Genomic DNA, 22347 nt, shown 5'->3' with positions numbered 1-22347 from the left:
TTTTCTCAACATGTCAGAACAAAATAACACTGAAATGGCTTTCCAGATCCAACGTATTTATACCAAGGATGTGTCTTTCGAAGCGCCAAATGCACCACATGTTTTCCAGAAAGATTGGCAGCCAGAGGTTAAACTGGATCTTGATACCGCATCTACCCAACTGGCAGATGATGTGTATGAAGTAGTGCTGCGTGTCACCGTAACGGCTTCTCTGGGTGAAGAAACTGCGTTCCTGTGTGAAGTTCAGCAGGGCGGTATTTTCTCCATCAGTGGTATTGAAGGGACTCAGATGGCGCATTGCCTTGGTGCATACTGCCCGAACATTCTGTTCCCGTATGCCCGCGAATGCATCACCAGCCTGGTTTCCCGCGGTACATTCCCGCAACTGAACCTTGCGCCGGTCAACTTTGATGCGCTGTTCATGAACTATTTACAGCAGCAGGCTGGCGAAGGTACTGAAGAACATCAGGATGCCTGATGAACCAAAGTAATGCTTCAATGACTGTGATTGGTGCCGGCTCGTACGGCACCGCTCTTGCCATCACCCTGGCAAGAAATGGCCATCAGGTTGTCCTGTGGGGCCATGATCCGAAACATATCGCGACCCTCGAGCACGATCGCTGCAACGTCGCGTTCCTCCCTGATGTGCCTTTTCCCGAAACGCTGCGCCTGGAAAGTGATTTAGCCACTGCGCTGGCCGCCAGTCGTAATATTCTGGTGGTGGTGCCTAGCCACGTCTTTGGCGAAGTGCTGCGCAACATCAAACCGCTGATGCGTCCTGACGCGCGTCTGGTCTGGGCGACAAAGGGTCTGGAAGCGGAAACGGGACGCCTGCTGCAGGACGTCGCGCGTGAAGCGCTGGGGAATTCTATTCCACTGGCGGTTATCTCCGGTCCGACGTTCGCCAAAGAGCTGGCGGCGGGCATGCCGACGGCGATTTCTCTGGCCTCGACGGACGACACCTTTGCTGACGATCTCCAGCAGTTGCTGCACTGTGGCAAGAGCTTCCGCGTTTACAGCAATCCGGATTTCATTGGCGTGCAGCTTGGCGGCGCGGTGAAAAACGTCATTGCGATTGGCGCGGGGATGTCTGACGGCATCGGTTTCGGCGCGAATGCGCGAACCGCATTGATCACCCGTGGACTGACCGAAATGTCTCGCCTTGGCGCGGCGTTGGGTGCCGATCCTGCCACCTTTATGGGGATGGCGGGTTTAGGCGATCTGGTGCTGACCTGTACCGACAACCAGTCGCGTAACCGTCGTTTTGGCATGATGCTCGGCCAGGGGATGGACGTGCAGGGGGCGCAGGACAAGATTGGTCAGGTGGTTGAAGGCTACCGCAATACGAAAGAAGTTCGTGAATTGGCGCACCGTTTTGGTGTTGAGATGCCAATAACCGAGGAAATTTATCAAGTATTGTATTGCGGAAAAAACGCGCGCGAGGCAGCATTGACGTTATTAGGCCGTGCACGCAGGGACGAGCTGAGTCGCCACTAGCTGTAAGGAACTGTTGAATATAACGACCCGACCCGCGAAGAACGGGTCGGTCGTTTTGCTACCTTCTGGAGTACGCAATGCCGTGTGAAGAACTGGATATCGTCTGGAAAAACATTAAAGCGGAAGCCCGGGCACTGGCGGAATGTGAGCCAATGCTGGCCAGTTTTTATCACGCAACGTTGCTCAAGCATGAAAACCTCGGCAGTGCGCTGAGCTATATGCTGGCGAATAAACTCGCTTCTCCGATCATGCCCGCCATTGCCATTCGCGAAGTCGTGGAAGAGGCCTACGCGGCCGATCCTGAAATGATTGCCTCAGCGGCCTGTGATATTCAGGCGGTACGCACGCGTGATCCGGCTGTCGATAAATATTCCACCCCACTTCTGTATCTGAAGGGCTTTCATGCGCTTCAGGCCTACCGTATCGGTCACTGGCTGTGGCATCAGGGGCGTCAGGCGCTGGCGATCTTCCTGCAAAATCAGGTGTCCGTTAGCTTCCAGGTAGACATTCACCCGGCGGCAAAAATTGGCCGTGGGATTATGCTCGATCACGCCACTGGTATTGTGGTCGGTGAAACTGCCGTGATTGAAAACGACGTCTCTATTTTGCAATCCGTCACGCTGGGCGGGACCGGTAAAGCCGGCGGTGACCGCCATCCGAAAATTCGTGAAGGCGTGATGATTGGCGCGGGAGCAAAAATTCTCGGTAACATTGAAGTCGGGCGCGGCGCGAAGATTGGCGCAGGTTCCGTCGTTTTACAGCCGGTACCCCCGCATACCACTGCAGCAGGCGTTCCGGCACGCATCGTCGGTAAGCCTGACAGCGATAAGCCGTCCATGGATATGGATCAGCATTTCAACGGGATACATCATACTTTTGAGTATGGAGATGGTATCTGATTTCGAGCTATCTTACCTGGCAGATTGAACCTGAGCTGTGCTCGTCATCCTCACGTATTGCGTGTACGCTCCGGTGACTGTGCGCAGTCCGTGTTCAATCTGTCTGCGCCGATAACGCTCGAAATGAATTTCATCAAATTAATGTAGGTCGGATCAGGCGCTAGCCGCCATCCAACAATCATCAGCTACGCAGTACCGCGCCCGGATACCCTAGCTGGCGCCAGGCCTCATACACCACCACCGACACCGCATTTGACAGGTTCATACTGCGACTGTCTGGCATCATCGGAATACGAATTTTTTGTTCGGCCGGCAACGCGTCAAGGATGCTGGCTGGCAGACCGCGTGTTTCCGGACCAAACATCAGATAATCCCCGTCCTGATAGCATACCGCGCTATGCGCTGGCGTACCTTTGGTGGTCAGAGCAAACAGGCGCTGCGGATGTTCTGCGGCGACGAAGGCGGCGTAATCAGGGTGGCGCAGCACGGCGGTAAATTCATGGTAATCCAGCCCCGCGCGACGCAGGCGCTTGTCGTCCCAGGTAAAGCCCATTGGCTCTATAATATGCAGACGAAAGCCGGTGTTGGCGCAAAGACGGATAATATTGCCGGTATTTGGCGGGATTTCTGGTTCGAATAAAACGATGTTAAGCATACTGCCCCCTTGATAACGGGGGGCAGAATAGCAGAAAGAGCGGGTACTATGCGACGGTCAGCGCGTGCGGTTTATAGCGTTGCAGCTTGTAAATTGTCGCGGCAGCAGCGACCAGGGCCGGAAGGCTGAGGAACATTAAGATACTGTCTGCCTGCCATTGCAGGGAAAGCAACTGGGCGCTCATCATCGTTCCGGCTACGCCGCCGAAGCGGCCCACGCCCTGCATCCAGGCAATGCCCGTCGCACGGCAGTGGGTTGGATAAAACGTGGCGGCCAGCGTCTGCAGCCCGGACTGCGCGCCGTTCATGGTAATCCCCATCAGGAAGATCAGTGCGCCGAACAAGATGATGTGGTTATGTTCAAACCCGAGAGCGAGGGCAAACAGCATCGTCAGAATAAAGCCGAGTGAGACCACTTTATGGGCTTCCCAGCGGTCCATTAACCAACCGGCCAGCAGGATCCCCGCCGTACCGCCAAAGGTAAACAGCGATGTCAGCCAGGCGGATTCGGCCAGCGGATAGCCCATTCCCAGCATCAGCGTTGGCATCCAGCTCAGTAGCACGTAATAGATAACCAGCCCCATAAAGTAGGTCATCCAGAGCATCAGCGTACCCGGCAGCCAGGGCATACTAAATAACTGTGCCACGCTGCTTTTTTTGACCGTGATACGGTCTTCATCCAGATAAAACTGGGTAACCTGTTCCAGACTTCCCGACATAAAGCGTTGAGCAATGCGTTTAATCTGTGCAACCCCTTTACCGCGGTGAACCAGATACTTAACCGACTCTGGCAGGAACAGCACCAACAGTGCGGTGAGGACCAGCGGGGCGATCGCACCAGCAAGCAGAACACTGTGCCAGCCGTAGTTGGGGATCAGCCAGGAGGAGATCACGCCGCCGCCCGCAGCCCCTAACGGAAAGCCACAGTACATGGTGTTAATCGCCATTGAACGACAGCGTTTCGGGGCGAATTCTGACACCAGGGTGATGGCATTGGGCATTGCCGCGCCAAGCCCAAGCCCGGTGAGAAAGCGCCAAAACGTGAGCATATTCAGCGTCTGGGCATAGGCGGTTCCCAGACTGGCGAGGCCAAAGAACAGACAGGAAAAGACCAGGACGCGCTTACGACCCATACGATCGGAAATCGGTCCGGCCAGCAGGGCACCAAATGAGAGGCCCAATAGCGCGGCGCTTAACACCGGTCCAAGATCTTGTTTCTTGATCCCCCAGTCGGCTGAAAGCGTGGGGGCAATATAGCCCATCGCCGCCGTATCGAAGCCGTCAATGGCTAAAACCAGAAAACCCAGGACAATAATGACCCAGTGGAAGCGCGAAAAAGCACTGTCATCTATCGCCTGCTGGATATTCACTTTTCCGGAATAAGCCATGTCACCCTCGCCCGTTATGATGGTTGTTATATGTATAAAATGCTGTTGTATTAGCTTGTCTATACATTTGGCAGGTGGATAAAAAGTTGTCAAATATATTGGTTGTAAATGTTAACTAATCGTTATTTTTGGATAAAAAATGGTCGGGCTGAAAACAGACCGACCATTCAGAAAATGGGGTTTACGGGGATGTTGTTACGCTGCGCTACCCTGGACCAGAGGTGCCAGCGCGGCAGGCAGGCTCTTACCCAGTTCCTGTACCAGCGAATCACGGCTGATTTCGCTAATCGACTTCGCACCGGTCAGGGTCATCGCCACCTTCATCTCTTTCTCGATCAGGTTCAGCAGATTCGCCACACCGGCCTGGCCGTGGGTCGCTAGCGCGTACAGATAAGCACGCCCCAGCAGCACGCTATCCGCGCCCAGCGCTATCATGCGTACAACGTCCAGACCATTGCGGATCCCGCTATCAGCCAGAATGGTAATATCGCCTTTCACCGCATCGGCAATGGCGGGCAGCGCACGAGCTGAAGACAGCACGCCATCTAACTGACGGCCACCGTGGTTAGAGACAACGATACCATCCGCGCCAAAGCGTACGGCGTCGCGGGCATCTTCAGGGTCGAGGATCCCTTTGATCACCATCGGACCATCCCAGAATTCACGGATCCACTCGAGGTCTTTCCAGGAAATCGACGGATCGAAGTTATTCGCCAGCCAGCCGATGTAATCTTCAAGGCCGGTGGGTTTGCCCAGATAAGTCGAAATATTGCCTAAATCATGCGGGCGACCGTTCAGACCAACGTCCCATGCCCACTGTGGATGAGTGACTGCTTGCCAGTAGCGCCGCAGTGCCGCATTTGGACCGCTCATACCGGAATGGCATCACGGTAGCGTGCGCCAGGCGTTGGCATATCGACGGTAAAGACCAGCGTGGAGCAACCCGCCGCTTTGGCGCGCTCCAGTGCGTTACGCATAAAACCGCGATCGCGCAGCACATACAGCTGGAACCACATCGGACGCTTGATGGTCGGGGCGACTTCTTCAATCGGACATACGGACACTGTGGAAAGCGTAAACGGAATGCCTTTGGCATCAGCGGCGGCGGCGGCCTGAACCTCGCCCCGGCGTGCGTACATGCCGCACAAGCCGACAGGCGCGAGGGCTACCGGCATGGAGAGTGTTTCGTTGAACAGCTTGGTTTCCAGGCTCAGGTCGGACATATTCTTCAGTACGCGCTGGCGCAGCGCCACCTCTGACAGGTCTGCCACGTTACGGCGCAAGGTGTGCTCGGCATACGCCCCGCCGTCAATATAGTGGAACAAGAAGGGGGGCAGGATACGCTGGGCTGCGGCGCGATAGTCGCTGGCTGCTGAAATAATCATGTGTTGTTCTCCCTGCTATTCTCACCAGGATCACCGGGCAGGCGCGTAATACGCGCCTGCCGGGCCTGATCTTCATCAAATCGTTTAATTGTGGTGTGGACAAAACTGAGGTGCGCCATCATGGCCTTACGCGCCCCGTCGGCATCCCCGGCAACAATGGCGTCCAGCACGGCCTGATGCTGCGCCGTCAGTTGAGAAAATACCGGCGGTACCAGGTACATACGTTGGCGGCTCTGTTTTACCGAAGACTGCAGGACGTCGAAGAAACCGCGCATGGTCTGCAACAGCACCACGTTGTGCGAGGCTTCCGCAATGGCGAGATGAAAACGAACGTCAGCCTGCGAGGCGAGATCCGGATCTTCGCTTTGCGTGGCCTCGAAACAGAGCCTGATTTTCTCTTTATCCGCGGCGGTGGCCCGCATGGCAGCGTGCCAGGCGGTACTGGCTTCGATGGCGTGGCGGGCCTCCAGAATATCGAAACTGTAATCAGGATCGTCCGCCAGCAGGGTTTTCAGCGGCTGAACGATGTTTTGTTCAGACCAGGCCTCATGCTGCCAGCGGATAAACGTCCCGCCGCCACGACGGCTAATCAGTACGCCTTCACTGACCAGTTTTGCTAACGCCTCGCGCAGCGAGTTACGCGATACGCCGAGCTGTACGGCCAGTTGGCGCTCAGCGGGCAACTTCATGCCCGCCTCCAGCTGTTGTTCTTCAATCAGCGCCCGCACACGAGATGCGACTTCGTCTGACAGGCGTCTGGGCATCACTATCATGGAATCATCCAGGTTAAGACATAGGCCTGCAGCGTGGTAATCACACCCACCATGCAGGTGAAAATCAGGCTGTGTTTCACGGTAAAGCGGAACAGGTCAGACTCTTTCCCCACTAATCCCACTGCCGCACAGGCGATAGCGATAGATTGCGGCGAGATCATCTTGCCGGTCACGCCGCCGGTGGTATTTGCCGCAACCATCAGCACATCCGAAACGCCGATTTGCTGAGCAGCCGTAGCCTGCAGGGCGGCAAACAGTGCGTTTGATGAGGTGTCGGACCCGGTCAGAAATACCCCCAGCCAGCCGAGGAACGGTGAGAAGAAGGTAAACGCGCTGCCGGTGTGTGCCAGGGCCAACGCCAGGGTTGATGAAAGCCCGGAGTAGTTTGAGATAAACGCGAATGCCAGCACCATTCCGATGGAGTAAATAGGTAATGCCAGATCTTTCAGCGTGCTGCCAAAAGTCTGCAGCGCTGCGGACGGCTTCATCTTCAACCAGACGATAGACAGCAGGGCGGCAAACAAAATCGCGGTACCGGTCGCGGAGAACCAGTCAAATTTATACACCGCCGCGTAGGCTGTGGCTTCGTGTACGACCGGCGGCATACGGGCAACCAGCTTATCGAGGTACGGAACCGGAATATTGACCACCCAGTGGTACATCGCGCCGCCTGGCGCAAACAGCGCTTTAAACGGCGGTACGCTCCACAGCGTGACGGTGGCGGTCAGGAACAGGAACGGAGACCAGGCGCGGACCACCTGTCCAGCGGTATAGTGGGTGCGAGCCAGCGTCTGATCGACCTGTGAAGCGCCCATATCGCCAAAGCGGAAGATGCGTACCGGCTGCCAGCGTTTCAGGAACAGCGTCAGGCAGACCAGCGAAACCAGAGACGAGATAATGTCTGGCAGTTCTGGCCCGATAAAGTTAGAGCTGAGGTACTGCGCGATAGCAAACGAGCCGCCAGCGACCATCACCGCAGGCCAGGTCTCTTTTACGCCGCGCCAGCCATCCATAATCGCCATAATCCAGAACAACACGATAATGGTCAGGAACGGTAACTGACGGCCCACCATCTGACCAATCTCGAAACTATCCAGCCCGGTAACCTGACCGGCAACCAGAATCGGAATGCCCATTGCGCCAAAAGCGACCGGAGCGGTGTTTACGATCAGACACAAACCTGCCGCGTACAGAGGATTAAAGCCCAGACCAACCAGCAGTGCGGCGGTAATCGCTACCGGAGCGCCAAATCCTGCCGCCCCTTCGAGGAATGCCCCAAAGGAGAAACCGACAATCAGCATTTGCAGACGTTGGTCCGGGGTAATCGAGAGTATTGAGGAGCGGATGATGTCGAACTGCCCGGTTTTCACCGAGATTTTATAGACGAATACCGCGGCGATAATGATCCAGGCAATTGGCCACAGACCATAGAAGAAGCCGTACACCACGGAAGCCAGAGCGTGATCGACCGGCATTTTGTAAAACAGCAGGGCGACCGTCAGAGCGATCACCACCGTCCATGACGCCGCAACATAGCCTTTCAGCTTGAGCTTAATCAGGGCGAAGAAAAAGAACAGGATAGGGAGCGATGCGATCAGACTGGAAAGCCAGATGTTACCGGCCGGGTCGTAGTTCTGTTGCCAGAGATTCATTGCAGGTCTCCTGGGGGCCGCCGACATAATGGAATGAGTCTGTGCTCATCTCCTGGTCACATTATGTGTAAAAGTGGCCCTGCCAATATTGTTGTGTAGGGGTAATGACAATGAATGGTTAATCAAATGTTATTTATTGGCAACGGTATTGTACGCACATTTTAATGAAATGTGAGGTGCTGGTAGGATCTGGCTGAAATTGGTAGGGCCAATTGCGAGGAGAAGGGAAGGACCGGGCAAGCGAATGTTGCCCGGTGGGAGATCAGAACTCGCTCTTCGCGAAGCCCGTCATCTCTTTCAGGCCCATTTCACGGCCAAGCTCGGTCATCGGGTGAACGACGATCAGGCCGCGCACGCTCTTCTTCAGCTTGCCCATGTCGGCCTGTTCTTTTTTGGTGATAGCACGACGGAAAGGAAGTTTCGCCAGCTTTTGCGCTTCTTTGCTCAGCTTCTGGCCGTGGACGTCACGCAAACGCGCGATCTCGGTTTCCAGCGTTTCTTTCTCTTGCTCCAGCTCGGCATATTTGTCGGCGGCTTCAACCAGGGACAGGTCTGCCTGCTGGTGGCGGATAGCGTCCAGACGATCGCTCAGGCGTTTAATTTCGTTTTTTTCGACTTCTTTCATAGGATAGCTTCTGATAAAAATAGGATGAATATCCTATAGTATGCGCGCAGAGCGGGATTATTCACAACTAATCGAAGATAAATAATCAAATGTTGCAAGTATTATTCAGCTAATGAAAATACTAATATTTTGATTAATATGGAATTTTAAGTGATAAGGTCGGCCGTGGTGCTTTTTATTGACGGGTTCATAGTGAAGCACGTTTTCCTCAATATAATCGCCCAACCGATCCTAAACTTAAATGAGCAACCGCGCAGGCTGAGCGCGGTTAATACATGGAGGAGGGAAGATTATGGCGAAAATAGGTGAGAACGTTTCGGCCCTTATTGATAAGACGGTCGATTTTATGGCTTCAAGCCAGGCTTTTCGCGAATATCTGAATAAAACACCACCGCGCAACGTTGTCCCTACTGAAATACCGCAGGAGAATGCGCAGCTGTATCTGCAACGTCTGGCGTATTATCGGCAGCTGTATCGACCGCAGCAGGAAGAGAAGTAAGCCTGCAGGGTCTTATTTTTGAAAGGCTTTTTTTAAGCTGATTTTAGAAATCAGCTCGGTCAGGGAAAGTACCATCGTGGAGCGTACCATCTGCTGGTAGCGCTGAATCTGCATTGCGTGCAAACCTGAGTCTGAGGTATCAAACTGCGGTGGCGGCGGGAGTGCCGTCACGCAGTGGAGTTCGCCAAACGGGCCAAGAATTTCGTCGTCGGTGAACGCGTATTCATTACCGTCATGGTTTAACTCTTCCCGCAGCGCCATCAGAAGCTCCGCATCTTCATACTCCGGCCGGCTGAGTACGCCCAGACCGTAAATTAGCTTCAGACGAACGGAAAGATCGCCCAGCGGACCGTCGCCGTCGAGCAGGGGTTCTACGGCATATTTTACCGCATAGTCGTCTTTGCGAAATACCTGAAGCACAAGGATATTCACCGCTTCGGTGAGCAGTTCTACGGCGGTGATGAGGAAGCTGCGTACGGTTTTGCCAGCATTCAGACGCTCAAGCACACGATTTTCAAAGGCCTGCGTTTGTTCCATTATTGCCTGCATATCTGACAATCTGTCATTTGGGCGCAGGCTGACCTGCGCCACATTCTCTATCATTTGGTTGCGTTATATGCGTTAACCGCCTCCGCCACCACATCACTGTTGGCATCCAGACCGGAAACCTGCGCCAGCGCGGCCTGTGGACCTTTTTCGTCAATCAGCGCGGCCAGTTCCTGGGCCTGCGGATCTTCTTCACTGCGATAGTGCATCGCTGCAGCAATACCGGTGACCAGATTCGCGTGCGGCAGGCCATACTCCAGCGTGCCCAGCAGCGGTTTAATCAGACGGTCGCCCGCGCTCAGTTTACGCAGCGGCTGACGCCCCACGCGCTCAACGTCATCTTTCAGATACGGGTTTTCAAAGCGACCGAGGATTTTCTGAATGTATGCCGCATGTTTTGCTGCATCAAAGCCATAGCGTTTGATCATTACCGCGCCGCTCTCTTCCATCGCACCTTTTACCACTGCACGGATTTTCTCGTCGAGAATCGCGTCACGGATGGTCTGATGACCGGTCAATTTTCCGAGGTACGCGGTTATAGCATGCCCGGTGTTCAGCGTGAAGAGTTTACGTTCGACAAATGCCATCAGGTTATCAGTTAATTCCATTCCCGGGATGTCAGGCAGTTCGCCTTTGAACTGTGTTTTGTCGACAATCCACTCACTGAAGGTTTCGACGGTGACTTCCAGCGGATCGTTGGTCGCAGAAGCCGAAGGGGGAACAATGCGGTCCACGGCGGAATCGACGAAGCCAACATGTTCTTCAACCCAGGATTTGTCTTCATCTGCCAGCGCGTTCATAACGTAGCCTTTCAACTGGGTGGTTCCGCGCACCATGTTTTCACAGGCGATAATATTCAGCGGAGTGGCGATGCCCTGCGCCTTGCGTTTAACCAGCCCTTTGGCGATGGCCGGAGCGATACGCTCAAGCACGACCGGACCGACGGCGGTAGTGACTAAATCTACGTGGGCAATCAGGTCGACAACATCATCGCCGATGCTGCTTACGGCGTTGACGCCGGAAACGGTATCAACCTGCTCGTTTTCACCCACCACATGAACCTGATAGCTATGACGGGCATTCAGGGCATCGAGCACGACCTGGTTTACATCCGCGAACGTCAGTTGTATCCCCGCGTCCGCCAGCAGTTTGCCGATAAAGCCACGACCGATATTACCTGCGCCAAAATGTAATGCTTTCATAGTATTAACCTTCATTAATGTTTTTACCCAAGAGGGCTGGGGTGAGGCGTTTCCCTCAACCTAACCCTCTCCACAAGGGAGAGGATTTTGTTGGCCCGGTAAGCATGAGCGCCACCGGGCAATAACGTTTACTTACGACCAGCCAGCAGTTCCAGAACTTCATCCACGCTGGTGGTATGGGCCAGACGTTCGATCACGGATTCGTCATCCAGAGCGTTGGTCAGGCTGGTGATCACCTGGATATGTTCATTGTTACGTGCGGCGATACCAATGACCAGGCGGGCAATATCGTCTTCTTCTTCACCGAAGCGCACGCCTTCCGGGTACTGGCAGAACACCACGCCGGTTTTCAGTACGCGGTCTTTGGCTTCAACCGTACCGTGCGGCACTGCGATGGACTCACCGAGGTAAGTCGGGGTCAGTTTTTCGCGGTCCAGCATCGCCTCGACGTATTCTGGCTCAACGTAGCCGCCTTTCACCAGTTGCTCACCGGCAAAGCGAATCGCTTCTTCTTTGTTAGTGGCTTTACGGCCGAGGAAGATATTCTCCGCACCCAGTTTGAACAGGTGGGTATCACCCTCTTCAAAGCTGTCTTTCAAGTGATCGCGGACTTTCTCTTCGTTCACGTTGTGGCGCTGTGCTGCAACCAGACGTTCGGTCAGGCTGGCGTACAGGCCGCTGTCGAGGAAGTTGGTCAGCGAAATGTGCTGCGCCTGAGGCACCTGGCGCATCGCACGTTCGGTCAGGTCACGGTGAGTAATGACCAGATCGACATCCGGCGGCAGATTGTTAATCGCGCTGTTGGTGACGGAAATCTGAGACAGACCGGCATCCTGCACTTTCTTGCGCAGTACGCCCGCACCCATGGCGCTGGAGCCCATACCCGCATCGCAGGCAACGATGATTTTACGCACATGGCTCAGGTCGTTAGTCACGTCGCCAGCCGCCAGCGGAGATGCACCTTTGGATTCCGCTTTCATGTCGTGCATACGACGAGTTGCGGCATCAATGTCATCATCTTCTTTCACTTTGCTGGTTTTCAGCAGAATGGCTGAGACGACAAAGGAGACAGCCATTGCGGCACAAATAGCAGCGATGTTCGCGAAGTAAGCACCCTTCGGCGTCATTGCCAGCACGGCCAGGATAGAACCCGGAGAAGCCGGAGAAACCAGGCCGCCGTTCAGGATAGTCAGGGTAAATACGCCAGTCATACCGCCGAGGATAACGGCCAGGATCAGACGCGGGTTCATCAACACGTACGGGAAGTAAATTTCGTGGATACCACCCAGGAAGTGGATGATAGCCGCGCCGCCTGCAGACTGCTTAGCGCTGCCGCGACCGAAGAACATGTATGCCAGCAGAACGCCCATACCCGGACCCGGGTTAGCTTCAATCAGGAAGAAGATGGATTTGCCCATCTCGTGGGACTGCTGAATACCCAGCGGTGAGAAAATACCGTGGTTGATGGCGTTGTTGAGGAACAGGATTTTCGCCGGTTCAACGAAGATAGACGCCAGCGGCAGCATGTCATGGACAACCATGAAGTTAACGCCTGCCGCCAGGATTTTGGACAGTGCTTCAACCAATGGGCCAATGCCAAGGAATGCCAGAATGGCGAGGATCATCCCGATGATGCCTGCGGAGAAGTTATTCACCAGCATCTCAAAACCGGACTTGATCTTACCGTCTACCCAGTTGTCGAAATGTTTGATAGCCCAGCCGCCCAGCGGACCTGCGATCATCGCGCCGAGGAACATTGGCATATCGGCACCGACGATAACGCCCATGGTGGTGATAGCACCCACCACGCCGCCACGCTCGCCGCCAACCAGCTTACCACCGGTATAACCGATCAGCAGCGGCAGCAGATAGGTGATCATTGGGCCGACAAGCTTCGCCAGCGTTTCGTTCGGCAACCACCCTGTCGGAATGAATAATGCGGTGATAATACCCCACGCGATAAACGCGCCGATATTTGGCATCACCATGTTACTGAGGAATCGACCAAAGCTTTGCACTTTGATCTTAATATCGGATGACATAAAAACACCCCTTCTTATGTTTGCTGTCGCGCAGGCTAAAAGCCCGAGGTTTGTTAATGTAGCGGCAGGAGGTAGCCGGACCCTGTAGATACTGCGAAATCTGGCACTGAATCGTTCAACTGTCCAGTCGACGGCTTTTTATGTGACGTTTGTCACGTAAATATAGGGTGTATGGCGTTAGTTAATGTGATTTTAATCACAAAATATCGGTACAAAAAAACATCACAGGTCAAGAATTGGCTAAAAATGGGCGTTAAGTGTGAGGTTGTTCACGTTTTTGCTTTGGCTGTTTGTTGGATATTTGTGATCTACTTCGCAATAAATATTTGTCTGGATTTCTCCTGGTGTGATCTGGAGCGGATTCTGTTTCATCACCTATTTCTTGCAACTACCCCGCAAGCCATCAACCTGAAAATTTATACCCTGGTGGTATGGCGGAAATGGCTAACTGCAATTATGTTCAAATTACCAGCCATGACTCCTTTCGGCTGCCTGCAATTGAAAGCTCTGATTAGCGTGAATACGAGGCGGGTATGTTTCTAAACTATTTCGCGTTAGGTGTGCTGATCTTCGTTTTTCTGGTTCTGTTTTACGGAATCATCGCCATCCATGATATTCCCTATAACATGGCTAAGAAGCGCAACCATCCCCATGCCGATGCCATCCATACGGCGGGTTGGGTGAGCTTATTTACGCTGCATGTTATTTGGCCCTTCCTGTGGATCTGGGCCACGCTCTATCAGCCAGAACGAGGCTGGGGAATGCAGTCACACATCACGCCGTCCGGGAAGGAACCTGACCCTGAAATTGCCGCGCTGGCCGCGCGCATCACCCAGTTGGAAAATAGACTGGATGGGGAGAAAAAAAACGATAACTCCACCTTTCCGGAGATTTGATCATGGACTTGTTGATTGTCCTGACCTATGTGGCATTCGCCTGGGCCATTTTTAAAATATTCCGTATTCCGGTAAATCAATGGACGCTTGCTACCGCCGCATTAGGTGGGGTGTTTATTGTGGCGGGACTGATTTTATTAATGAACTATAACCACCCGTATACCTTTACGGCGCAAAAGGCGGTTATTTCAATTCCTGTTACCCCACAGGTCACCGGAATTGTTAGTGAGGTGACAGATAAAAATAATCAGCTGATTAAAAAAGGCGAGGTGTTATTTAAACTCGATCCCGTTCGTTATCAGGCGCGGGTCGACAGGCTGCAGGCCGACCTGGTGACCGCTACGCACAACATCGACAATATGAAAGCGCAGCTGTCTGAAGCCGTAGCCAATACCACCCGCGTTTCCGCTGAACGAGATCGCCTGTATAAAGATTATCAACGCTATTTGAAGGGCAGCCAGGCGAAGGTTAATCCATTCTCTGAAAGCGACATCGACAATGCCCGGCAAAACTACCTGGCGCAGGATGCGCTGGTCAAAGGCTCCGTTGCTGAACAGACGCAGATTCAGAGCCAGTTAGACAGTATGGTCAATGGAGAGCAATCTCAGGTTGCGTCTCTGCGCGCCCAGCTCGCTGAAGCCAAATACAATCTTGAACAGACTATCGTACGTGCGCCCAGCAACGGTTATGTAACACAGGTGCTTATCCGGCCCGGGACCTATGCCGCCGCGCTGCCTCTGCGCCCGGTGATGGTATTTATTCCGGAACAAAAACGGCAAATCGTGGCGCAATTCCGCCAGAATTCGTTGCTGCGCCTTAAACCGGGTGATGAAGCGGAAGTGGTCTTCAACGCGCTGCCAGGCCAGGTATTCTCCGGCAAGCTCACCAGCATTCTGCCGGTTGTTCCGGGCGGTTCTTATCAGGCGCAGGGAGCATTACAGTCCTTAACGGTGGTGCCGGGTACCGATGGCGTGCTGGCCACGATTGAGCTGGCTCCCAATGCCGATGTGGATGCGCTGCCGGACGGTATCTATGCCCAGGTGGCGGTCTATTCCGACCATTTCGCACACGTTTCAGTGATGCGTAAAGTGCTGCTGCGCATGACCAGTTGGATGCATTACCTTTATTTGGATCATTGAGACCGTCATCACCTGCCATTTGCACTGACCTGAGCCATACTGATATTTTTGTTGGCAAAAAGGACCCGGCATGAAACTCATTGGCAGCTATACCAGCCCTTTTGTGCGTAAAATTTCTATTCTGTTACTGGAAAAGGGCATCACTTTCGAATTTGTGAATGAACTCCCCTATAACGCAGATAGCGGCGTGGCACGCTATAACCCGTTAGGAAAAGTGCCCGCGTTGGTTACCGATGAGGGCGAGTACTGGTTTGACTCTCCGATCATCGCGGAATACATAGAACTGCTGGATATTGCGCCAGCGATGCTGCCGCGTGAACCACTGGCGGCGCTGAAGGTACGCCAGTTGGAAGCGCTGGCCGATGGCATTATGGATGCCGGTTTAGTCTCGGTACGCGAACAGGCTCGCCCCGTCGCACAGCAGTCAGAAACCGAACTGTTACGCCAGCGAGAAAAGATTACCCGTAGTCTGGATATGCTGGAAGGTTATCTGGCGGAGGGTACGCTGAAAACGGATACGGTTAACCTGGCAACCATTGCGATTGCCTGTGCCGTCGGTTATCTCAATTTCCGTCGGGTTGCGCCCGGCTGGTGTGTTGATCGCCCGCGTCTGGTCAAACTGGTGGAAACGCTCTTTCAACGCGAAAGTTTTGCCCGTACGGAACCGCCAAAGGCTTGATACACATTATACTCGCCTAAGCAAAGTCACGGTACAATCCTTCCTATATCGATATCCCTCTCCACGGTGGAGAGGGCCACCAACAGCCAGGCCCTTTCATGACAACCGACATGCGTTCACTCTACAGCCAGCTTCCTGCTATCGATCGTTTATTGCGCGATAGCGCCTTCCCAGCTTTACGTGAGTCTCACGGTCATACCCGGGTGGTTGACCTGCTGCGTCACATGCTCGACGAAGCCAGAGAAGCTATTCGCGACACGCACGCGCTCCCGGCATGGTGTGAGGACTGGGCGCAAGAGGCCTGCGCCCGGCTGGAACGAGAATCGCAAAGTGCGCTGCGTCCGGTGATTAACCTGACCGGAACGGTGCTGCATACCAATCTTGGTCGCGCATCGCAGGCCGAAGAAGCGATCGAGGCGGTGGTGCAGGCGATGCGCACGCCGGTGACGCTGGAATACAGCCTGGATGATGCCGGGCGTGGGCATCGGGATCGGGCCCTGGCGGATTTACTCTGCCGTCTGACGGGGGCGGAAGACGCCTGTATCGTCAATAACAATGCGGCAGCGGTTTTGCTGATGCTGGCGGCCACAGCTAACGGCAAAGAGGTGGTCGTTTCACGCGGAGAACTGGTAGAAATTGGCGGCGCATTTCGTATTCCGGACGTGATGTGTCAGGCCGGATGTATTCTGCGCGAAGTGGGTACCACCAACCGGACCCACACGAAAGATTATCGTCAGGCGGTAAATGAAAACACCGGTCTGCTGATGAAAGTGCATACCAGTAATTACAGCATCGAAGGCTTTACGAAGTCGGTGGATGAGGCAGAGCTGGCTACTATTGGCAAGGAGTTGGATGTTCCGGTAGTGGCGGATCTCGGCAGCGGCTCGCTGGTCGATCTCAGCCAGTATGGATTACCGCAGGAGCCGATGCCGCAACAGCTGATTGCCGCTGGCGTCAGCCTGGTGAGCTTCTCTGGCGATAAATTACTGGGAGGGCCGCAGGCAGGGATTATTGTCGGTAAAAAAGAGATGATCGCGCGCTTACAGAGCCATCCGCTGAAACGTGCATTACGGGCTGATAAAATGACGCTGGCTGCGCTGGAAGCGACGCTGCGGCTCTACCTGCACCCGGAAGCGCTGGCAGCGAAGTTGCCGACGTTACGCCAGCTCACCCGCTCGCAGGAGGCTGTCCACGCGCAGGCACAACAATTACAGGCACGGCTTGCTGATCATTACGGCGACGAATTCGCCCTGAACGTTATGCCTTGTTTATCGCAGATAGGCAGCGGTTCGCTACCTGTTGATAGGCTGCCCAGCGCGGCATTAACCTTTACGCCACATGACGGGCGCGGTAGCCGCCTCGAAGCACTGGCCGCCCGTTGGCGTGCGCTGCCCGTGCCGATCATTGGGCGAATTTATGATGGTCGCTTATGGCTGGATCTGCGCTGCCTTGAGGACGAGACCCGGTTTATGGAGATGATGCTGAAATGATTATTGCAACCGCCGGACACGTTGACCACGGAAAAACAACGTTATTACAGGCGATTACCGGCGTGAATGCCGACCGTTTGCCGGAAGAAAAAAAGCGCGGCATGACCATCGATCTCGGTTATGCCTACTGGCCGCAGCCGGACGGAAGGATTCTGGGATTTATCGATGTTCCCGGACACGAAAAGTTTTTGTCCAACATGCTGGCGGGTGTCGGCGGGATTGACCATGCGCTGCTGGTGGTGGCGTGTGATGACGGCGTGATGGCGCAAACGCGTGAGCATTTGCAAATTCTGCAACTGACGGGCAACCCGCAGATCACCGTGGCGCTCACGAAAGCCGATCGCGTGGATGACGATCGCATCAACGCGGTACGTACTGAGGTGCATACTGCGCTTGAAAACTATGGATTCGCCGATGCGGTTCTGTTCGTGACGGCTGCCAGTGAAGGTCGTGGAATCGAAGAACTGCGCGATCATTTACAGCAATTAACGTCGCGCGAGCATGCCCGCGATTGCAGCTTTCGCCTGGCGATTGACCGTGCCTTTACGGTCAAAGGCGCGGGTCTGGTGGTGACCGGGACGGCGCTTAGCGGTGAGGTGACTGTTGGTGACACGCTGTGGCTCACGGGCGTCAACAAACCGATGCGCGTACGTAGCTTGCATGCGCAAAATCAGGCCACCGATCGCGCGCAGGCGGGGCAACGTATTGCGCTGAATATTGCTGGTGATGCACAAAAAGAAGAGCTTAACCGCGGCGACTGGCTGCTCTCCGATGCACCGCCAGAGGCGTTTACCCGCGTGATTGTCTCTTTAGAGCATGCCGCGCCGCTGATGCAGTGGCAACCGCTGCATATTCACCACGCGGCCAGCCACGTCACCGGGAGAATCTCGCTGCTTGAAGGGACGCTGGCGGAACTGGTGTTTGATACACCGCTCTGGCTCGCCGATAACGACCGTCTGGTGCTACGCGATATTTCGGCCCGCACGACGCTGGCTGGCGCGCGTGTGGTAACGCTCAATCCGCCGCGTCGCGGGAAGCGTAAGCCGGAATATTTGCAGTGGCTGGCAGCGCTGGAGAAGGTACAGAGTGACGGCGAAGCTCTGGCGCTACATCTGACGCGCGGGGCGGTGAATATTCCTGACTTCGCCTGGGCGCGTCAGCTCAACGGCAACGGTATGCGTCCGTTGATTGAGCTGCATGGCTTTATTCAGGCGGGATACAGTCTGTTGAATGCTGCCGTTGCAGCGCGCTGGCAGCGGAAAGTCCTTGATACGCTGGCAACGTACCACGAGCAGCACCGTGATGAACCAGGACCTGGGCGAGAACGCCTGCGCCGTATGGCTTTGCCGATGGAAGATGAAGCGCTGGTCCTGCTGCTGATTGAAAAGATGCGTGAGAGCGGAGCCATCCATAGTCATCATGGCTGGCTGCATTTGCCGGATCATAAGGCCGGTTTCAGCGAAGAGCAGCAGGCTATCTGGCAAAAAGCAGAACCGCTTTTTGGCGATGAGCCGTGGTGGGTGCGCGATTTGGCAAAACAGACGGGCACAGATGAGCAGATGATGCGTGTGGCGTTACGACAAGCAGCGCAGCAGGGCATCATCACCGCGATCGTCAAAGATCGCTATTACCGTAATGATCGTATTGTGGCCTTTGCCAATATGATCCGCGAACTGGATCAGGAGAAAGGATCGACCTGTGCTGCCGATTTCCGCGACAGGCTTAACGTTGGACGCAAATTGGCTATCCAGATTCTGGAATATTTTGACCGCATTGGTTTTACGCGTCGCCGGGGAAATGATCATTTATTACGCGATGCTTTGCTGTTTCCCGAAAAGTAATGAAACAATTAATTCAGGAATTAAATGAATTAATACAAAATAGATATTGATTGAAATAAGCACATTAGATTATGAACCTAATGTGCTTTTTAATTGTGGGTGTTATTAAAATAACAACCACGATCATATTTTGTTGGATATTTCACTCGTATGCTTCCTGACTCTTTAGAGTAATTAAGGATCGTACAATGGCTGCTTCAACATTTTTTATTCCTTCCGTGAATGTAATCGGCGCTAATTCATTAAAAGACGCAATGAATACAATGGCGGAATATGGTTTTCGTCGTACGCTGATTGTCACGGATGCCATGCTGACAAAATTAGGTATGGCTGGCGAGATTCAAAAAGCATTACAGGAACGTGATATTTTCAGCGTAATTTTCGACGGTACGCATCCTAATCCCACGACCAGTAACGTCGCTGCTGGCCTGCATATACTGAAAGAAAATGAATGTGATAGCGTTATTTCCCTCGGCGGCGGTTCTCCGCACGATTGTGCGAAGGGCATTGCGCTGGTGGCGGCTAACGGCGGTGATATTCGCGATTACGAAGGTGTGGACCGTTCTGCAAAACCACAACTACCGATGATCGCCATTAACACCACCGCGGGCACGGCATCTGAGATGACCCGTTTCTGCATCATTACCGATGAAGTACGTCACATTAAAATGGCGATTGTGGATAAGCATGTTACGCCGCTGCTGTCCGTTAATGACTCCTCGCTGATGGTCGGCATGCCGAAGTCCCTGACAGCGGCAACCGGTATGGATGCGCTGACCCACGCCATTGAAGCCTACGTGTCTATTGCTGCAACGCCGATTACCGATGCGTGCGCGTTGAAAGCGGTCACCATGATTGCGGAAAACCTGCCGGTCGCCGTTGCAGATGGCTGCAATGCTCAGGCGCGCGAAGCCATGGCTTACGCGCAGTTCCTCGCGGGCATGGCCTTTAACAACGCTTCTCTTGGTTATGTGCACGCAATGGCGCACCAGTTGGGCGGCTTCTACGATCTGCCGCACGGTGTATGTAACGCAGTGCTGCTGCCGCATGTGCAGGTCTTCAATAGCAAAGTGGCGGCCGCTCGCCTGCGTGATTGCGCTGCTGCAATGGGCGTGGACGTTGCTGGCTTGAGCGCAGAGCAAGGGGCGGAAGCCTGCATCGCGGCGATCCGCGAACTGGCGCAGAAAGTGAATATCCCGGCCGGTCTGCGTGAGTTGAACGTGAAGGAAGAGGATATTGCCGTACTGGCGACCAATGCTCTGAAAGATGCCTGCGGTTTCACTAACCCGATTCAGGCGACTCATGAAGAAATCATGGCGATTTATCGCGCTGCTATGTAATTCGTGATACCTGTCGTAAAGCAGTAAATGGCTGGCGAATAATTCGCCAGCCCCGTCTACCCTTGTAGTACCCCTACAGCAAGGAGACGGTCATGACCAATAACCCCCCTTCAACGCGTATTTATCCCGGCGAGTATGGTTACCCTCTGAAGTTAAAAGCCCGATACGATAACTTTATCGGCGGTGACTGGGTTGCCCCGGTGGACGGCGAGTATTACCAAAACCTGACGCCGGTAACCGGGCAATTACTGTGCGAAGTGGCCTCTTCCGGCAAAAAGGATATCGATCTGGCACTGGATGCCGCGCACAAAGTAAAAGACAAGTGGGCGCAGACATCCGTGCAGGACAGGGCGGCGATACTGTTCAAAATCGCCGATCGTATGGAGCAAAACCTGGAATTGCTGGCGACGGCAGAAACCTGGGATAACGGTAAGCCCATCCGCGAAACCAGCGCGGCAGATGTTCCGCTGGCGATTGACCATTTCCGCTATTTCGCTTCCTGTATTCGTGCGCAGGAAGGGGGTATAAGCGAGGTTGATAGCGAGACCGTGGCTTATCACTTCCATGAACCTCTTGGCGTGGTAGGGCAAATTATCCCGTGGAACTTCCCGCTGCTGATGGCCAGCTGGAAGATGGCGCCCGCGCTGGCGGCGGGTAACTGCGTCGTGCTTAAACCCGCGCGCCTCACGCCGCTGTCCGTGCTGTTGCTGATGGAAGTCATCGGCGATCTGCTCCCGCCAGGCGTGGTAAACGTGGTAAACGGTGCGGGTGGGGAAATCGGTGAGTATCTGGCGACGTCTAAGCGCATTGCGAAAGTGGCGTTTACCGGCTCAACGGAAGTTGGGCAGCAGATCATGCAATACGCCACGCAGAACATTATTCCCGTCACGCTGGAGCTGGGTGGGAAATCGCCCAATATCTTCTTCGCTGATGTGATGGATGAAGAAGATGCGTTTTTTGACAAAGCGCTGGAAGGTTTCGCGCTGTTTGCCTTCAATCAGGGTGAAGTGTGTACCTGTCCGAGCCGTGCGTTAGTACAGGAATCTATTTACGAACGTTTTATGGAAAGAGCTATTCGCCGGGTGGAGAGTATTCGCAGCGGCAACCCGTTAGACAGCGTGACGCAAATGGGTGCGCAGGTCTCGCATGGTCAACTGGAAACCATTTTGAATTACATCGATATTGGTAAGAAAGAAGGGGCTGATGTTCTCACCGGCGGGCGGCGCAAGCAACTGGATGGCGACTTAAAAGAAGGTTATTACCTCGAACCAACCATTCTGTTTGGCAAGAACAACATGCGGGTTTTCCAGGAAGAGATCTTCGGGCCCGTGCTGGCCGTCACGACCTTTAAAACCATGGAAGAGGCACTGGAAATCGCCAATGACACCCAATATGGGCTTGGCGCTGGTGTCTGGAGCCGTAACGGAAATCTGGCGTACAAGATGGGCCGTGGGATTCAGGCGGGGCGTGTATGGACCAACTGTTACCATGCTTACCCGGCCCATGCGGCATTCGGTGGCTATAAGCAGTCGGGCATCGGGCGCGAGACGCATAAGATGATGCTCGAGCATTATCAGCAAACCAAATGTCTGCTGGTGAGCTACTCGGATAAACCGCTGGGACTATTTTAATTTCTCATCACTTATTGCCCGGTTTTGCGCCGGGCATATCTTTATTCTGCAGTTATATATAAACCCATATATCGTTATATAAATAAGACGATTGCATCCAATCTGGTCATTCCACTACTATTATCAACTCTATTGTGTAAATCAAATTGCAGCCGAATTTTTAATTTAA

Annotated in this window: 19 protein-coding genes and 1 pseudogene; 11 read left to right on the top strand and 9 right to left on the bottom strand. The window is 54.0% G+C overall.

All coding sequences use genetic code 11. The features are described 5' to 3' along the window. Positions 1-10 precede the first annotated feature (10 nt). From secB to cysE, 3 genes are all read left to right on the top strand, one after another. On the top strand, positions 11-478 hold the full coding sequence (gene secB / locus B9P82_RS13080) for a protein-export chaperone SecB (RefSeq protein WP_003024155.1): 468 nt from the start codon (positions 11-13) through the stop codon (positions 476-478). Next, positions 478-1497, top strand: a complete 1020-nt coding sequence (gene gpsA, locus B9P82_RS13075) for an NAD(P)H-dependent glycerol-3-phosphate dehydrogenase (protein WP_016154966.1) — start codon at positions 478-480, stop codon at positions 1495-1497. Before secB ends, gpsA begins: the two co-directional genes overlap by 1 nt. A gap of 77 nt (positions 1498-1574) precedes the next feature. Next, positions 1575-2396 (top strand): serine O-acetyltransferase, encoded by an 822-nt coding sequence (gene cysE, locus B9P82_RS13070; protein WP_016154965.1) that lies wholly within the window; start codon positions 1575-1577, stop codon positions 2394-2396. Between the two features lie 181 nt (positions 2397-2577). Here cysE and trmL read toward each other — a convergent pair whose 3' ends face one another. From trmL to B9P82_RS13040, 6 genes and pseudogenes are all read right to left on the bottom strand, one after another. Continuing rightward, entirely contained in the window at positions 2578-3051 is a 474-nt protein-coding gene (gene trmL / locus B9P82_RS13065) for a tRNA (uridine(34)/cytosine(34)/5-carboxymethylaminomethyluridine(34)-2'-O)-methyltransferase TrmL (protein WP_016157744.1), read from the bottom strand. 46 nt (positions 3052-3097) lie between these two features. Beyond that, positions 3098-4438 carry an MFS transporter gene (locus tag B9P82_RS13060; RefSeq protein WP_047415818.1) on the bottom strand — a complete coding sequence of 447 codons (1341 nt, stop codon included), beginning with the start codon at positions 4436-4438 and terminating at the stop codon, positions 3098-3100. A gap of 195 nt (positions 4439-4633) precedes the next feature. Then, positions 4634-5823: pseudogene (gene lldD, locus B9P82_RS13055) on the bottom strand (FMN-dependent L-lactate dehydrogenase LldD). After that, a complete protein-coding gene (gene lldR, locus B9P82_RS13050) occupies positions 5820-6596 on the bottom strand; it encodes a transcriptional regulator LldR (protein ID WP_003024170.1) in 777 nt (258 codons plus the stop codon). The pseudogene lldD and the gene lldR overlap by 4 nt, the downstream one beginning before the upstream one ends. Continuing rightward, complete coding sequence (gene lldP / locus B9P82_RS13045; protein WP_016154960.1) at positions 6593-8248, bottom strand: L-lactate permease; 1656 nt, start codon at positions 8246-8248, stop codon at positions 6593-6595. The genes lldR and lldP overlap by 4 nt, the downstream gene beginning before the upstream one ends. Positions 8249-8510: 262 nt before the next feature. Beyond that, positions 8511-8873, bottom strand: coding sequence for a YibL family ribosome-associated protein (locus B9P82_RS13040; protein ID WP_016154959.1), 363 nt, complete (start codon positions 8871-8873; stop codon positions 8511-8513). 292 nt (positions 8874-9165) lie between these two features. Here B9P82_RS13040 and B9P82_RS13035 point away from each other — a divergent pair, with 292 nt between their 5' ends. Then, entirely contained in the window at positions 9166-9372 is a 207-nt protein-coding gene (locus tag B9P82_RS13035; RefSeq protein WP_016154958.1) for a hypothetical protein, read from the top strand. A gap of 12 nt (positions 9373-9384) precedes the next feature. On the opposite strand, the gene mtlR is transcribed toward B9P82_RS13035, so the two are convergent. The 3 genes from mtlR to mtlA all read right to left on the bottom strand — a co-directional run bounded on the left by mtlR (position 9385) and on the right by mtlA (position 13162). Continuing rightward, positions 9385-9975, bottom strand: a complete 591-nt coding sequence (gene mtlR, locus B9P82_RS13030; protein WP_005120486.1) for a mannitol operon repressor MtlR — start codon at positions 9973-9975, stop codon at positions 9385-9387. Next, positions 9972-11120 (bottom strand): mannitol-1-phosphate 5-dehydrogenase, encoded by a 1149-nt coding sequence (mtlD, locus tag B9P82_RS13025; RefSeq protein WP_101700434.1) that lies wholly within the window; start codon positions 11118-11120, stop codon positions 9972-9974. Before mtlD ends, mtlR begins: the two co-directional genes overlap by 4 nt. A 128-nt stretch (positions 11121-11248) precedes the next feature. Continuing rightward, a complete protein-coding gene (gene mtlA, locus B9P82_RS13020) occupies positions 11249-13162 on the bottom strand; it encodes a PTS mannitol transporter subunit IICBA (protein ID WP_094168823.1) in 1914 nt (637 codons plus the stop codon). A gap of 533 nt (positions 13163-13695) precedes the next feature. On the opposite strand from mtlA, the gene B9P82_RS13010 reads away from it, so the two are divergent. From B9P82_RS13010 to aldB, 7 genes are all read left to right on the top strand, one after another. Next, positions 13696-14058, top strand: a complete 363-nt coding sequence (locus tag B9P82_RS13010; protein WP_016154955.1) for a DUF3302 domain-containing protein — start codon at positions 13696-13698, stop codon at positions 14056-14058. Between the two features lie 2 nt (positions 14059-14060). Beyond that, positions 14061-15197, top strand: a complete 1137-nt coding sequence (locus B9P82_RS13005) for an HlyD family secretion protein (RefSeq protein WP_016157740.1) — start codon at positions 14061-14063, stop codon at positions 15195-15197. A gap of 70 nt (positions 15198-15267) precedes the next feature. Then, positions 15268-15876 carry a glutathione S-transferase gene (locus B9P82_RS13000; RefSeq protein WP_101700432.1) on the top strand — a complete coding sequence of 203 codons (609 nt, stop codon included), beginning with the start codon at positions 15268-15270 and terminating at the stop codon, positions 15874-15876. Positions 15877-15974: 98 nt separating this feature from the next. Beyond that, positions 15975-17366, top strand: a complete 1392-nt coding sequence (selA, locus tag B9P82_RS12995; protein WP_016154951.1) for an L-seryl-tRNA(Sec) selenium transferase — start codon at positions 15975-15977, stop codon at positions 17364-17366. Further along, complete coding sequence (gene selB, locus B9P82_RS12990; RefSeq protein ID WP_016157738.1) at positions 17363-19207, top strand: selenocysteine-specific translation elongation factor; 1845 nt, start codon at positions 17363-17365, stop codon at positions 19205-19207. The genes selA and selB overlap by 4 nt, the downstream gene beginning before the upstream one ends. Before the next feature lie 188 nt (positions 19208-19395). After that, positions 19396-20547, top strand: a complete 1152-nt coding sequence (gene yiaY / locus B9P82_RS12985) for an L-threonine dehydrogenase (protein WP_101700431.1) — start codon at positions 19396-19398, stop codon at positions 20545-20547. Between the two features lie 92 nt (positions 20548-20639). After that, entirely contained in the window at positions 20640-22178 is a 1539-nt protein-coding gene (aldB, locus tag B9P82_RS12980) for an aldehyde dehydrogenase AldB (RefSeq protein ID WP_019078065.1), read from the top strand. The last annotated feature ends 169 nt before the right edge of the window (positions 22179-22347 follow it).

Source organism: Citrobacter sp. L55 (assembly GCF_002850715.1).
Lineage (GTDB): Bacteria > Pseudomonadota > Gammaproteobacteria > Enterobacterales > Enterobacteriaceae > Citrobacter > Citrobacter braakii.
Note: the sequence above shows the minus strand (reverse complement) of the source record. Positions and strands in the feature narration are given on the sequence as shown.

Bases quoted from the DNA above. Each gene is read 5' to 3' on its own strand.
- secB (WP_003024155.1), top strand. From the start codon at position 11: ATGTCAGAACAAAATAACACTGAAATGGCTTTCCAGATCCAACGTATT.
- gpsA (WP_016154966.1), top strand. From the start codon at position 478: ATGAACCAAAGTAATGCTTCAATGACTGTGATTGGTGCCGGCTCGTAC.
- cysE (WP_016154965.1), top strand. From the start codon at position 1,575: ATGCCGTGTGAAGAACTGGATATCGTCTGGAAAAACATTAAAGCGGAA.
- trmL (WP_016157744.1), bottom strand. From the start codon at position 3,051: ATGCTTAACATCGTTTTATTCGAACCAGAAATCCCGCCAAATACCGGC.
- B9P82_RS13060 (WP_047415818.1), bottom strand. From the start codon at position 4,438: ATGGCTTATTCCGGAAAAGTGAATATCCAGCAGGCGATAGATGACAGT.
- lldR (WP_003024170.1), bottom strand. From the start codon at position 6,596: ATGATAGTGATGCCCAGACGCCTGTCAGACGAAGTCGCATCTCGTGTG.
- lldP (WP_016154960.1), bottom strand. From the start codon at position 8,248: ATGAATCTCTGGCAACAGAACTACGACCCGGCCGGTAACATCTGGCTT.
- B9P82_RS13040 (WP_016154959.1), bottom strand. From the start codon at position 8,873: ATGAAAGAAGTCGAAAAAAACGAAATTAAACGCCTGAGCGATCGTCTG.
- B9P82_RS13035 (WP_016154958.1), top strand. From the start codon at position 9,166: ATGGCGAAAATAGGTGAGAACGTTTCGGCCCTTATTGATAAGACGGTC.
- mtlR (WP_005120486.1), bottom strand. From the start codon at position 9,975: ATGATAGAGAATGTGGCGCAGGTCAGCCTGCGCCCAAATGACAGATTG.
- mtlD (WP_101700434.1), bottom strand. From the start codon at position 11,120: ATGAAAGCATTACATTTTGGCGCAGGTAATATCGGTCGTGGCTTTATC.
- mtlA (WP_094168823.1), bottom strand. From the start codon at position 13,162: ATGTCATCCGATATTAAGATCAAAGTGCAAAGCTTTGGTCGATTCCTC.
- B9P82_RS13010 (WP_016154955.1), top strand. From the start codon at position 13,696: ATGTTTCTAAACTATTTCGCGTTAGGTGTGCTGATCTTCGTTTTTCTG.
- B9P82_RS13005 (WP_016157740.1), top strand. From the start codon at position 14,061: ATGGACTTGTTGATTGTCCTGACCTATGTGGCATTCGCCTGGGCCATT.
- B9P82_RS13000 (WP_101700432.1), top strand. From the start codon at position 15,268: ATGAAACTCATTGGCAGCTATACCAGCCCTTTTGTGCGTAAAATTTCT.
- selA (WP_016154951.1), top strand. From the start codon at position 15,975: ATGACAACCGACATGCGTTCACTCTACAGCCAGCTTCCTGCTATCGAT.
- selB (WP_016157738.1), top strand. From the start codon at position 17,363: ATGATTATTGCAACCGCCGGACACGTTGACCACGGAAAAACAACGTTA.
- yiaY (WP_101700431.1), top strand. From the start codon at position 19,396: ATGGCTGCTTCAACATTTTTTATTCCTTCCGTGAATGTAATCGGCGCT.
- aldB (WP_019078065.1), top strand. From the start codon at position 20,640: ATGACCAATAACCCCCCTTCAACGCGTATTTATCCCGGCGAGTATGGT.